Raw genomic sequence first — 12046 nt, forward strand, 5'->3', positions numbered from 1 at the left:
GTCGAGTGGAACCGCGCGTCAGTGGCCCTGTACGTCCGAGTCGACACCGGCATCGGCACCTGCGTCCAAAGTGGCGATCGCGGACAAGTCGTCGTGGTCCAAAGCGAAGTCGAAAACGTCCAGGCTTTTCCTTCATGCGCAGTGGATTGGCGGATTTCGGGATGGCCACGAGCCCCTCTTGGACGTGCCAGCGCAGCACCACCTGCCCTGGCGTCTTTCCGTATTTCTTCCCGATCGCAGCCAAGACCGGGGCATTCAGGAGATCCCGACCGGCCCCCAACGGACTATACGATTCTGTGACGATGCCGTGGTTGCCATTGAAAGAACGCTCGTCGATCCGCGTGATGGACGGCGAGATCTGGATCTGGTTGACGGCCGGCACCACCGAGGTCTCCTCCAGAAGCCGCCCGAGGTGCGAGGGCTTGAAGTTGGAGACGCCGATGGAGCGCACCTTCCCTTCGGTCTGAAGCCGTTCGAATGTCTTCCATGTGGAGACGAATTCATTCCGTTGGGGAAGCGGCCAATGGATCAACAAGAGGTCCACGTAGTCCAGCGCGAGACGTTTGAGGGAGCCCTCGAGCCCGTCGACGGCGCGATCGCGGCCCTGGTGGGTGCCGTCCAGTTTGGTGGTGATGAACAGTTCCTCGCGCGGGACGCCGCAGTCCCGCACCCCTTGCCCGACGCCAGCCTCGTTGCCGTACCGGACGGCCGTATCGACGTGCCGGTAGCCAAGTTCGACGGCGGTCACGACGGCGGCAGCCACCTGGACGTCGTCGAGTGGCCAGGTTCCGAGGCCGATCTGTGGAATGGCGTTGCCGTCGTTGAGCCTGACGGTCGGAGCAAGAGCCATGGTCCTGTCCTTTCAGTTGCTAAGCGGCCTCCGCGCCCATTCGACCAACCGGTCGCTGAGCGCCATGAAGTCCGGGTCCACGTGCTTGATGCCTGGATGTTCATCATGCCACTGCACAATCTCCCGCGCGCCGGCTGCGAACGGAATTTCTGCCCGGTACCAGGGCACCAGTGCTTTGATCTTGGTGTTGTCGAAAACCACCGAATGGGACCTGTCCCCGAGAAGCCCTGGGCCAAGCGCTGGGGAATGGGCCGCAATGGTCTCCGAGGCGACGTGCACCAGTTCGGGTTCGGGAACCCCCGCGGCCGTGGCGAAGAGCCGGTAGACCTGATCCCATGGCAGGGCTTCGTCAGAGGTGATGGTGTAGCTTTCGCCCACCGCCTGCGGACGGCCCAGGAGGCCCACGAAGGCCACCGCAAAATCGTCCGCGTGAGTGAGGGTCCACAACGAGGTGCCGTCTCCATGGACAATCACCGGAAGCCCCTCCCGCATCCTATGAATATCAGTCCAGCCGCCCAAGAGGGCGATCCGCGCCCGGTCATAGGTATGCGAAGGCCGCACGATGGTTGCGGGGAAACCGTCCTCGCGATAAGCCCGCATGAGGAGGTCCTCACACGCGATCTTGTCCTGGGAGTACTTCCAAAATGGATTCCGCAGCGGCGTGGACTCCAGGATCGGCAGCCTGGCGGGAGGCTTCTGGTAGGCCGAGGCCGAACTGATGAACACGTACTGGCCGGTCCTGCCGCGGAACAGACCTACCGCCGCCTGTGCATGCTCCGGGGTGAAGGAAATGAAGTCCGCCACGACGTCGAACTCGCGCCCGTTCAAGACCGCGGTTACCTCGGCTGCGTTGCGGACATCAGCCTGGAGCAGCTCGGTGCCCGGCGGCGCGGGCCGCTCCGAGGTCAGACCGCGGTTGAGGATGGTGAGCCGGTGGCCCAGTGCGACGGCGCGCTCCGCGGCCGCCGCACTGATGGTCCCGGTCCCGCCAATGAACAGGATGCGCAACGGCACGGACGTCACCATGCGTAGTCCTCCGGCGCGGTCCGGTGGCCCGGGAAGATGTCGTCGAGCCGCTTGAGGGCGTCGGCGTCGAGGGTGACATCCAGAGCCCTGATAGAGGCGTCCAACTGCTCCTGCGTGCGCGGGCCCACGATCGGCGCGGTCACGGCTGGTTGGTGCAGCAACCAGGCCAAGGCCACATCTCCCGGTTCGTGGCCTAGATCGTCGGCGAGGTCCTCGTATTGGCGGATCTGGTCTTCATGCTTCTTCAGGGTTTCGGCCGCGCGGCCCTCAAGGCGACGGACGCCGTCGCGCTCCTTCTTGAGTACGCCGCCCAAGAGGCCGCCGTGCAGCGGTGACCACGGAATCAACCCGAGGCCGTACTGCTGGGCGGCCGGAATGACTTCCAGCTCGACGTTGCGGGTGAGCAGGTTGTAGATGGACTGTTCGCTCACGAGTCCGTTGTAGTTGCGCCGGGAAGCGGCTTCCTGGGCTTGGGCGATGTGCCAACCAGCGAAGTTGCTGCTGCCGGAATACAGGATCTTGCCCTGCTGCACGGCGACCTCGATGGCCTGCCAGATCTCGTCCCACGGCGTGTTCCGGTCCACGTGGTGGAACTGGTAGACGTCGATGTAGTCGGTTTGCAGGCGCTTCAGGCTGGCGTCCAAGGCACGCCGGATGTTGAGGGCGGAGAGCTTGGACTCGTTGGGGCGGTCCGTCATGGTTCCGTAGAGCTTGGTGGCCAGGACGACGTGCTCGCGGCGCTCGCCGCCTTTCGCGAACCAGCGGCCGAGGATTTCCTCTGTCCAGCCCCGGTGTTCCGCGCCGCCATAGACATTGGCGGTGTCGAAGAAGTTGATGCCGGAGTCCAGCGCGGAATCCATGATGGAGTGCGCTGCGGATTCCTCCGTCTGCGGGCCGAAGTTCATGGTTCCGAGGCACAAGCGGGAGACGCTGAGGCCTGAGCGGCCCAAGTGCGTGTACTGCATGGTTTGGTTTCCTTACGCTGTGGTGGGTTTCTACATCTGGCTGAAGGACGCGACGGCGGGATCGGCGCCGATGCGGGTGCCGGCGTCGAGCGCGCTAATGGCTGCCAGTTCCTGTTCGGTGAGTTGTATCGAGGCGGCAGCGAGGTTCTGCCGGATCCGCTCCGGGTGGACGGACTTCGGGATGACGATGTTGCCGGTTCCCAAATGCCAGGCCAACACGATCTGCGCCGGTGTGGCGCCGTGCTTCTCGGCGAGTTCGGAGACCGTGACCGATTCCAAGTCCGCTCCCTGGCCCAGCGGGCTGTAAGCCTCGACGGCGATCCCGTGCGAGCGGCTCTTCGCCGCCAGCTCCGCCTGTTGGTACGTCGGGTGCAGCTCGATCTGGTTGACGGCGGGAACGACGTCGGCGGACGCCAAAAGGGTGTCGAGGTGATCCGGCAGAAAGTTGGAGACGCCGATTGCCCGGGCGCCGCCGTCGGCGTGGATGTTTTCCAGCGCCCTCCACGCGTTGACGAAGAGGCCCTGCGACGGCACCGGCCAGTGGATCAGGTAGAGGTCGATGACGTCGAGGCCGAGTTCGCGGCGGCTGTTGTCGAACGCCGTAGCCGCATGTCCCTGTTCGCCGTTGCGGAGTTTGGTGGTGATAAAGAGTTCTTCCCGGGAGATGCCGGAGGCCTTGATCGCCGCGCCGACGCCGGATTCGTTCTGGTACGCCGCGGCGGTGTCGATGTGCCGGTACCCGGCTTCAAAGGCGTCCTCCACGGCTTTTTGGGTTTCGGCAGGCGGAACCTGGAAGACACCGAAGCCGAGCTGGGGGATGGTGACTGAGTTGTTCAGGACGAGCCCGGGAACGGTTGAATTCTGAGCGTTGGACATGTCCGGCCCTTTCGTCGCTGGTGTATGGATTGCCTGACTGGCTTTTTTGAGCCTATGCACTTTCGGCACAACAATCAGTAGTTTTGACGCCCCCTGTTTTTCCTAGGACTCGCAGTCCTACCTTGGCCGTAGAAAGACGGCCCCTTGGGAGGAAGAATGGTGATATGGGTCAAAGTGCCGAGTTCGGAAAATTCCTCAAAGCCATGCGTGCCCGGATGTCGCCGGAGGATGCAGGATTGCCGGAAGCGTCCGGCGCGCGCCGTGTTCCCGGGCTGCGCAGAGAAGAGATTGCCCGCCTGGCCGATGTCAGCACGGACTACTACACACGCCTCGAACAGGGCCGTCACATCCATCCGTCCCGGGCGGTCCTTGAATCAGTGTCGCGGGCTCTTCGCCTGGACTCAAGCGAGCACACCCACATGATGGACCTGCTTGAGCACTGCGCGGAGAGCGCCAAAGCGCCGACTCCTACGCCGAGGGTGCGTCCGGCGCTGCGTCAACTTCTGGACGCCGTAGGCGACGTTCCGGCGCTCCTGCTCGGCCGGCGCAGCGACGTGCTTGGAGCCAACCGCATGGCGATCCTGCTGTTTGCCGACTTCCCGGCCATGCCTCCGGCAGAGCGGAACCTCACGCGCTGGCTGATCCTGGACCCTCAGGCCCGCGAATTGTTCCGGGACTGGAAGACGGTTGCCGCGGAAGCCGCCGGTTCCCTGCGTGCGGATACTGGTCGGCATCCCGACGATCCGCAAGCCAACCAGTTGGTGGGCGAACTCGCCGTAAACAGCGAACACTTCCGCCAGTGGTGGGCCGGACATCGCGTGGCCGCCCGTTCAGCCGGGACAGTGCGCCTGCACCACCCCACCGTGGGGGACGTGGAGCTGAACTTCGAGAATCTGGCCCTGCCGCAGGACCCGGACCAGGGTCCTGCGGGTCTACTCCGCGAAGTCGGGTTCGCCGTCGGACGATGCCCTGAAGTTGCTGGGCAGCTTTGGTGCGGGGATCGCGACGGCGGACAACTCGGAGCTGTCTGCGCGGCAGGCCCCAAGCGAGACCTAAGGGTTCCCCCGAAAGTGCTGCAGGTCACTGTGCTACTGCATAGTGAATAGGCGTGATTCTGTCTAGATGCCCATTGGGTGGCTCTTGAATCGCGTTTTAGGCTGAATCCAGACCTTTTCGCATATCAAGGATGGAATTCAACGATGAAACGCATCGCGCTGCTGAGGGAGCGGTCAACCACAGCCGGGTCTTCGGGATCTACAGGTTCGCACTGCCCGGCGTCCGGTCAGTGGAGCCCTGACGGAGAACCCCACGTGGTGCACACGTTCTTCGAGGGCCACGTCTTCCCGCCCCACAACGGCGCCGCAACGGTCTGGCATCGCCAGTACGTAGCACTTGGTTCCCGATGAGCGCCGAAACCTTAGGGGCGTGGGGCCCAAGCCACTTTACGACGCCGGCCCAGCGTCCCGCTGGAGTGTCGCTGCAGTTGCCGCCGGCGAAGTGGTCCGAACTCAGCCGTGGCGAAACGGTCTGGATCCACGAGGACAAATGGGGCTTCGACGCCGGCGTCGTGGACGACGTTTCCTCCGAGCACGAATTCTTGTGGATCGAATTTGCCGGCCGTGGCCGGCGACTCCTCTGTGGCGGTGACCCCGTCCAAGTCTGGACCCGCGGGTGAGTCCAGCCTCGCAACTGATGGCCGTCAGTCCCTCCACAGAAGGGCTGGCGGCCATCGTCGTTTGTTGAGGTTTTGTGGGCCTCGGGCGCAAGCTTTCGGCCCAATCGAGGCAGCGGCCTATCGCTCCAGGCGGAAGCCAAGCTTGATGGTTACCTGCCAGTCGGCAACTCCGCCGTCATTGAGGTGCCCGCGGATTTCCTTGACCTCGAACCAGTCGAGGTTCCGAAGCGTCTGACTGGCGGCCGCAATGCCGTTCTTGATAGCGGCGTCGACGCCCTCGGACGAGGTTCCAACAATTTCGGAAACGCTATAGGTGTGGTCAGCCATTCTTGCTCCTCATGATCGTCCCTGATGCTTGAACTGCTTGAACTGCTTGAACTGCTTGAACTGCTTGAACTGCTTGAACTGCTGGCCCGGCGGGCCGTGGAAGCAGACTAGCCGAAGCAGGGGCGCTGGACTAGGGCTGGCGTTGAAGGTCATTTCCAGAGTGGACCAGCAACGGAGCCACGCCTCAGTCTGGAATCCAGCACCCTACCCCGGACTTCAAGCTGGCCGTCAGAGATGAGCCACTGCAGGCCTTCCGCGATTGCCTGGAGGGAGCTGTATTTGGGGGCGTAGCCGAGCTCCCGTTTGGCCTTGTCGATGCTCATCGAGGGGCTCCTGCTGATGTGATCGTAGGTGGCCTCGGCGTTGATCGATGAGGTTGCCGTTTTGAAGTCTTCGAACGGCAGGTAGCGAAGGTCCGCATCCCGGCCGAACCAGCCAGCGGCCGCCGTCGCAATGCCGCGCAGGGTCAAAGCCCTCTCTGAGACCACGTGGTAGCTGCTGCCTGCGGACGCTTCGGGTCGTTCAAGCGCCAACTGGAATGCTTGCGCCACGTCGTCGGCATGCACGTGGTGGACCGTTTCCAGTCCGAGGTTTGGGATCGCTACTGACTGTCCAGTGGCGAGCCTGTGCCAGACGTCCAGGTCGAAGTTCCCCGCGGCGTTGACCATGGCCCATCCCGGCCCGGTGATGTGCCCGGGATGAAGCACTGACGACTGGAGGCCCCCGGGCCTGTGCGACTCGGCGAGTAGCAACTCTTCGATCCGAGCTTTCTGCGTACCGTAGTCGCCGAACGGATTTCGGGCGTCGTCTTCGCGGGTGGGTACTTCGGCTCCGGGGCCGTGAACCCAGATGGTGCCGCAGCTCAGCAACAGCTCGATGCGGCCGCGGAGTGCCTCGATGAGTTGATCCGCCGAGTCGGACGCGAAACACACCATATCGATAACGATGTCGGCCCGCAGGTCCGCGATCGCGCCGGCGAAGGTTCCCGCCGCGTCGCCCTCGTCGCGGTCCAGCGTTACACGGCGGACGTCCTTCCACGCCGGATGCTCCCGATAGGGCTTGCTGATTCCGCGGCTCACGGCGATGACTTCGTGACCAGCGCTCGCCAAACGGGGTACGAGGTATCCGCCGACGTGGCCGGTTGCTCCGAGCACGACCACACGGGACATGTGCCTTCCAATCACTGGATCCGGCGTCGGATTGCTGGGCGGCCGGCTGCCCTCAGGTTACTCCTGCGGGGGCTCTTCGCAACGGTTCAGGCGGATATGCTCAGCTCTAGGTCAAGGGCGCGTTTCCCGGTGCAGGGAAGAAACGGACCGAGCTTCCGGCGGCTTTATGCGGCCCGACCCGCGAGAGTAGGACCCGCAGTCCTAGGAAAAGCAGGGAGCGGCACAGCTGCTGACTTGGCTTCCCAAGCGCCGTAACGTCTTAGACGTAGCCCACAAGAAATGGTTCCCTGCCTGACTTCGCACACCGGGTTACTCCAGTAGACAAAAGCGCCGCTATGGCATGCCATTTCGCTGCGCGCTAGATATAAAGAGAAGAAGCATGGAAATTTTGCTCATGATGTCCGTCGTCAAAACAATGAATCACGAAGCCCACAGCGCGTTGCCGAACGCGCCTGTAGTGCCTGAACGACCCCGAGGAAACACACGCAGAAGGCTCGCCCGCTTGCAGGGCTCGCTCGCTAGTGTTTTGCACCAAGTCGCGTGGGCAATTGAGCCTGCGCCGCAGGCCGGCACCGAGGCCTGCCGGTAAGCCTCGCCCCCGTCGCGGATCCTGGACGAAACGGGCGTAGCCCGCTTCAATGACTCAGGGCGGCTAGGATCAGCACATGATCCTGGCCTCCTTGCTTTTTGCCATCCTTGCCGGCTTGCTGCACGTCTACATCTTCAGCATGGAATCCGTCACCTGGACCCGTCCTGCCACGTGGAAGCGTTTCAGCATCGTTTCCCAGGCCGACGCCGAGACCACCAAGCCCCTCGCCTACAACCAGGGTTTCTACAACCTCTTCCTTGCCATCGGTGCGCTCGCCGGGGTTGTGGTGGTCGCGCTTGGCCACCCGCAGGTGGGCTGGACTCTCGTGTTCAGCTCGTGCGGCTCGATGCTGTTGGCCGCAATCGTGCTTGCCTTGAGCGGCAAAAAGTACCTCCGCGCCGCGGTTCTCCAGGGTACGACGCCGCTACTCGCCGTCGTGCTCGGCCTCCTGGCCGTGACGCTCGGCTAATCCGGACCCTCGCTCACATCCCGCTAGGCCACACTGCCCGTCAACACCCTGAAACCTAGTTCCGCATTGAAGCCGTGGATCTCCCGGGTGTCCAGCGCTGACATGAAGGCCAGGATCTCCTCCGTGATGACCTGCCCGGGAACCAGGACGGGGAATCCCGGCGGGTAAGGGGTCACGAAGGACGCAGACACCATTTCTTCGCCGGCTGCGACCCTGCGTGCCAGTTCGTTCGCACTGAAGTATTCGCAGGAGCCGGCTTTGTAGCTTTCAAAGTACGCTGCCCGCATGTTGCCGTCGGGCGTTACTGCATCCTTGCGGAAGCGCTCGGCAAAGCGGCTGAAGTCGGGCAGTGGCGGCGGTGTGCTGGTCAAGGCTGCCACACGGGCATGGCGAGCCCTTTGTCCTAAGCCACTCAACCCGGATTGCTCGTCTTCGAAGGTCCCGGCCAGCTTGACCAGGACCTCCACGAGGTAGGCAACGGCACTCCGCGAGGTACCAATGTTGGTCATGAAAAGCACGCTGTTCCTGGAGGTCTTGTTGACTTGGATCCCGTACTTGTCCATCAGGTAGTCGTGCTTGAAGGTGTCTCCGTCCACTCCGGTGAGGCCGATGTGGAGGGTCAAGCGGCTCGGATCGACAACAAATTCGTCGCGCTCCCAGGCTTCCGACATCGCGGCAAGCCCGTCCCGCAGGGGCATTTGCCGGCTTGTTTCGCGGTACTGCGCCGGAATCAGGTCCCGGGTTCCAAGGACCCTGAAGTACTTCCTCAGCAGGGGATGCCGGGCCACGGCCTGGGCGATGCTGACGGCGAGATCTGCCTGCCGCTGGACGAGCTCGTAGCCTTCGAGTTCGGCCTGCCGCCGGCCCATGTCGAGGGAAGCCAGGATTTGGTAGTTGGGCGACGTTGACGTGTGCGTCATGTACGCCTCCCGGAAGCTCTCTTCGTTCAACTGACCGAAGTCCTGGTCATGGATGTGGATCATGGACCCCTGCCGGAGCGACGTCAGGGTCTTGTGGGTCGACTGCGTCGAGTAGACCCTGATGCGGGCCTTCGCCGGATCGGGCAGCAGCCGCGTCTTCAGAAGCAGCTCATCGCTGACGGGCCCGACGCCGGAACCCGGGCCGCCGCCGTCGGGCTCGCCGCCGCCGTCGTAACCGCGGCCGCCCTCCACGCCCAGCTCCCGCAGTTGCTGGGCGTATCGCAGCGCGTAGGCCGGATCCGCGAACGACTTTTCAAGCGAACGTGCCGAAGCCATGGCAGTACGACGCCGGTAGATGTGATGGAAGCCCGCGAACGCGAACCAGGCCTCGTCCCACAGGAAGACCAAGTCCGGTTTGATCGCCAGGCACTCCTCCATGACCCGTTCGACGTCGTACACGATGCCGTCAAAGGTGCAATTTGTCAGCGCGAGCATCTTGACCTCGTGAAGCCTGCCCGCCCGGCGGTAGTCCAGGAGCATCCGTTTGATGCTTTCCAGGGGAACAGCCCCGTAGAAGGAGAAGTCGTTCAGGGGGTAGGCGTCCAAGTATGAGACCTGCGCCCCGGCCAGCATGAGGGCGTAGTGGTGCGATTTGTGGCAGTTCCGGTCCACCAGGACAACATCTCCGGGTGCCAGGATCGATTGGTGCACGATCTTGTTGGCCGTTGACGTTCCGTTGGTGACGAAGAGCGATTTCTGCGCACCAAATGCGCGGGCCGCCAGTTTTTGGGCCTGTTTGAGGGAGCCATGCGGGTCCAGCAGGGAATCGAGCCCACCAGAGGTTGCGGAGGTTTCGGCCAGGAGCAGGTTGAGGCCATAGAACTCGCCAAGGTCATTGATCCATTTGGAATGGATGACCGATCCGCCCCTGGAGACCGGCAACGCGTGGAAAACCCCGGCGGGTTTGCGGCTGTATTGCTGCACCGCGTGGAAGAACGGCGCCTCATAGCGTTCCGCGACGCCGGCCAGCAAGGACAAGTGAAGTTCCAACCCGTCCTGGCGGCGGAAAATCCGGCGGAATTGGCGGGTCAAGGAGCCGGCGAGTTCCTCGATCCCCACTCCTGCCACCAAGTAGAGATCTAGTTCCGGGCGGAGTTCTCCGAGCTTCTCCGCCAGTGTGAGGATGCGGTCCAAGGGACGTGGGGGGAGCGACGGACCCAAGAACCGGTCCAGGAAACTTCGCACGTCCCGGCTCAACCGCTGCCCGCTGTTGAGGACGAATCCAGGACGCAGCACACACGCCTGGATGTCCGGGTTCAGCAGGATGGCCACGACGGCGTCCTCGAAGCTTGGCACGAACACGAGCTCGTAGTTGAAGGCGTCGGCGTTCCGCCGCTGGCCGAGAAGTTCAGCTTGAAGGTCTTCGCGGTCGACGCTCGAAACGTCATCGATCACGAGCACCTCGAACCGCTTTCGCGCTTCGGCAGGCTCTTCAGCCCGGTCCTCGCGTTCAGTGTCCGACGCCGGCTCCGGAGTGTGTTGGGCGTGCCCGGCGACCCGTCGCGCAACTGGCTCGATCAGGCCCAGGGCTTCAGCGTATTCGCGAGCTTCCAGGCTTCGGCGCAATTCGGCGACGTACTGCTGCCCCGGAGACGCCCAATACATTTCCAGCGCTTCCAGCAGCGGTAGCAATCGCTGGACATCCCGTGGCACATCGCGCGGTGTTCGGGCATTTTCGGAACGCGAGGTGGTGGCAGCGAGTTGTTTGACGGCGTAACCGAGGAACTCCCATGCATCCGCCCGAACCCGCCAGGCGCTGCTGGGAACCTCGCCGCAGGCCTCGCCGTCGTCGGGGTCGCGTCGTTTCGCCGCCGTTTCGAGGGTGAGTGCCACGATGACTCCTTTGTCATGGATTGATAGCACTCTCTACTAAACGCCGGGACGCGCGGGAACGCACCGCAATTGTTCGGGTTGCAGTCTGGGTTTCCAGATGCGCGCATAGCGTCGGGAAAAGTTGCCGCCATAGGTGAGCGAGCGTGTGGAGAGGCTACGCCTCGCGCCACAGCGGCAACGGGACCACGCTGCGGCTGCGCCCGGACTCGTCCAGTACATGCCCGAGGCGTTTGTAGTTGCGGACAACCGCCTGCCGGGAAATCACCGCGCTCCCGGGCGCCCGCTCAGCCAGTTCCCGCTCATGGCCTTGGACTTCCAGGTAGTCGCGGACCCACAGCGTGACCAGCAGGTTTTGGGCGCCCAGTACTTGGGCGCTTAGCCGGCAGTTCGGTAAAGCAGCGAAATAGCGTCCGACGGCGTCAACATGGTGTGCGGGTACGTTCAGGATCAGGCTCACTTCCCTCAGCCCTTGTTGGGCAGAAGCGGAGGTATCGCACCTCAGAGTCATGTAGCCGGACGCAAGGAACCGCTCCACACGCCGGCGTGCGGTTTGGGGGGAAACGCGGCTAGCGGCCCCCAGCTCTGCCCAACTGGCCCGCCCGTCCCGGGCCAGTTCCTCCAAGAGCGAAGCATCAAGACTGTCCGGCGCGTAGGCGGCGGGCGCGGGCAGCGGCTCTGCCGACAAGAGCCGGGCCCGGGCCGGTTCGAGCGTGCCGCTGCGCCAATCCGAAGCCTGCCGGTACAGCTTCGTGACGAAAACTACCTCGCGGTGGGTCACCCCGGGCAGCCCGGCGAAGGAGCCGGTGACAATCTCCATGAGCTCTTCGTGGCTCGAGGCGAAACAGTCCATGAAAAGGTCGTGGGAGCCGGACACGAGGGACACTGTGCCGAATGCCGGTTCCGCGCACAGCTTCCGGACCAAGGCTTCGTTCTCGCTGGGAAGCGAGGAGAGGCTAATGAACGCCGACCAGCCCGCACTCAAATAGCGCGGCCCGGGGGCTGGGGTAATCCACGCCAGTCCCTGCTCGGCAAGGGAGTTCCAACGGCGTGCGACGGTAGGCCCGGACAGGCCGAGAGCATCCCCCACGCGACTCCATTCGGCACGGGGATTGATCTGCAGTGCATTGACGATTTCAAGGTCAGTTTCGGAGATCATGGACGATTCCTTCAAAATTGACGATTTTCAGGGGATTTAAAACAAATTCCTAGCCAGTGTAGACGGCGGCTCTAACGTTGTGACTCGCATCACCCCACTCGCATCCCAGCACTCAGGCAACGACGCCCCCA

11 protein-coding genes and 2 pseudogenes are annotated in these 12046 nt (G+C 63.4%); 4 read left to right on the forward strand and 9 right to left on the reverse strand.

From position 1 onward, the window contains the following. Positions 1–18: 18 nt before the first annotated feature. The 4 genes and pseudogenes from ACF0H6_RS13915 to ACF0H6_RS13930 all read right to left on the reverse strand — a co-directional run bounded on the left by ACF0H6_RS13915 (position 19) and on the right by ACF0H6_RS13930 (position 3717). Positions 19–850, reverse strand: a pseudogene (locus ACF0H6_RS13915) (aldo/keto reductase). A 12-nt stretch (positions 851–862) separates the two neighbouring features. Continuing rightward, positions 863–1876, reverse strand: coding sequence for an SDR family oxidoreductase (locus ACF0H6_RS13920; RefSeq protein ID WP_395250220.1), 1014 nt, complete (start codon positions 1874–1876; stop codon positions 863–865). Further along, complete coding sequence (locus ACF0H6_RS13925) at positions 1870–2841, reverse strand: aldo/keto reductase (protein ID WP_395250221.1); 972 nt, start codon at positions 2839–2841, stop codon at positions 1870–1872. Before ACF0H6_RS13925 ends, ACF0H6_RS13920 begins: the two co-directional genes overlap by 7 nt. Before the next feature lie 30 nt (positions 2842–2871). Next, entirely contained in the window at positions 2872–3717 is an 846-nt protein-coding gene (locus tag ACF0H6_RS13930) for an aldo/keto reductase (protein WP_395250222.1), read from the reverse strand. 164 nt (positions 3718–3881) lie between these two features. Between ACF0H6_RS13930 and ACF0H6_RS13935 the strand changes: the two are divergent. From ACF0H6_RS13935 to ACF0H6_RS13945, 3 genes and pseudogenes are all read left to right on the forward strand, one after another. Next, positions 3882–4773: pseudogene (locus tag ACF0H6_RS13935) on the forward strand (helix-turn-helix transcriptional regulator). A gap of 143 nt (positions 4774–4916) precedes the next feature. Next, the gene (locus ACF0H6_RS13940) at positions 4917–5123 is read left to right on the forward strand and encodes a hypothetical protein (protein ID WP_395250223.1); all 207 of its coding nucleotides are present in this window, start codon (positions 4917–4919) and stop codon (positions 5121–5123) included. Next, positions 5120–5392: a hypothetical protein gene (locus tag ACF0H6_RS13945; protein WP_395250224.1), complete on the forward strand. Its 273-nt coding sequence runs from the start codon at positions 5120–5122 to the stop codon at positions 5390–5392. Before ACF0H6_RS13940 ends, ACF0H6_RS13945 begins: the two co-directional genes overlap by 4 nt. A gap of 117 nt (positions 5393–5509) precedes the next feature. Here the strand turns inward: ACF0H6_RS13945 and ACF0H6_RS13950 are convergent, their stop codons facing one another. Genes ACF0H6_RS13950 through ACF0H6_RS13960 form a run of 3 tightly spaced genes read right to left on the reverse strand, consistent with a single transcriptional unit; the run spans position 5510 to position 6888 of the window. After that, positions 5510–5719, reverse strand: coding sequence for a dodecin (locus tag ACF0H6_RS13950; protein WP_395250225.1), 210 nt, complete (start codon positions 5717–5719; stop codon positions 5510–5512). A 9-nt stretch (positions 5720–5728) separates the two neighbouring features. After that, positions 5729–5872, reverse strand: coding sequence for a hypothetical protein (locus ACF0H6_RS13955; RefSeq protein WP_395250226.1), 144 nt, complete (start codon positions 5870–5872; stop codon positions 5729–5731). Continuing rightward, positions 5869–6888, reverse strand: coding sequence for an NAD-dependent epimerase/dehydratase family protein (locus tag ACF0H6_RS13960; RefSeq protein ID WP_395250227.1), 1020 nt, complete (start codon positions 6886–6888; stop codon positions 5869–5871). The genes ACF0H6_RS13955 and ACF0H6_RS13960 overlap by 4 nt, the downstream gene beginning before the upstream one ends. 665 nt (positions 6889–7553) lie before the next feature. Here ACF0H6_RS13960 and ACF0H6_RS13965 point away from each other — a divergent pair. Beyond that, positions 7554–7946, forward strand: a complete 393-nt coding sequence (locus ACF0H6_RS13965) for a DUF1304 domain-containing protein (RefSeq protein WP_395250228.1) — start codon at positions 7554–7556, stop codon at positions 7944–7946. 23 nt (positions 7947–7969) lie between these two features. On the opposite strand, the gene ACF0H6_RS13970 is transcribed toward ACF0H6_RS13965, so the two are convergent. Beyond that, positions 7970–10759, reverse strand: coding sequence for an aminotransferase class I/II-fold pyridoxal phosphate-dependent enzyme (locus ACF0H6_RS13970; protein ID WP_395250229.1), 2790 nt, complete (start codon positions 10757–10759; stop codon positions 7970–7972). A 154-nt stretch (positions 10760–10913) separates the two neighbouring features. Continuing rightward, positions 10914–11915 carry an Lrp/AsnC family transcriptional regulator gene (locus ACF0H6_RS13975; protein WP_395250230.1) on the reverse strand — a complete coding sequence of 334 codons (1002 nt, stop codon included), beginning with the start codon at positions 11913–11915 and terminating at the stop codon, positions 10914–10916. Positions 11916–12046: the final 131 nt, after the last annotated feature.

The organism is Arthrobacter sp. NA-172 (genome assembly GCF_043952055.1).
In the GTDB taxonomy this organism is placed as follows: domain Bacteria; phylum Actinomycetota; class Actinomycetes; order Actinomycetales; family Micrococcaceae; genus Arthrobacter.

What these genes read in the sequence shown, in the direction of transcription:
- ACF0H6_RS13955 (WP_395250226.1), bottom strand. Translation starts at nt 5,872, where the DNA reads ATGACCTTCAACGCCAGCCCTAGTCCAGCGCCCCTGCTTCGGCTAGTC.
- ACF0H6_RS13960 (WP_395250227.1), bottom strand. Translation starts at nt 6,888, where the DNA reads ATGTCCCGTGTGGTCGTGCTCGGAGCAACCGGCCACGTCGGCGGATAC.
- ACF0H6_RS13930 (WP_395250222.1), bottom strand. Translation starts at nt 3,717, where the DNA reads ATGTCCAACGCTCAGAATTCAACCGTTCCCGGGCTCGTCCTGAACAAC.
- ACF0H6_RS13920 (WP_395250220.1), bottom strand. Translation starts at nt 1,876, where the DNA reads ATGGTGACGTCCGTGCCGTTGCGCATCCTGTTCATTGGCGGGACCGGG.
- ACF0H6_RS13940 (WP_395250223.1), top strand. Translation starts at nt 4,917, where the DNA reads ATGAAACGCATCGCGCTGCTGAGGGAGCGGTCAACCACAGCCGGGTCT.
- ACF0H6_RS13945 (WP_395250224.1), top strand. Translation starts at nt 5,120, where the DNA reads ATGAGCGCCGAAACCTTAGGGGCGTGGGGCCCAAGCCACTTTACGACG.
- ACF0H6_RS13925 (WP_395250221.1), bottom strand. Translation starts at nt 2,841, where the DNA reads ATGCAGTACACGCACTTGGGCCGCTCAGGCCTCAGCGTCTCCCGCTTG.
- ACF0H6_RS13975 (WP_395250230.1), bottom strand. Translation starts at nt 11,915, where the DNA reads ATGATCTCCGAAACTGACCTTGAAATCGTCAATGCACTGCAGATCAAT.
- ACF0H6_RS13950 (WP_395250225.1), bottom strand. Translation starts at nt 5,719, where the DNA reads ATGGCTGACCACACCTATAGCGTTTCCGAAATTGTTGGAACCTCGTCC.
- ACF0H6_RS13965 (WP_395250228.1), top strand. Translation starts at nt 7,554, where the DNA reads ATGATCCTGGCCTCCTTGCTTTTTGCCATCCTTGCCGGCTTGCTGCAC.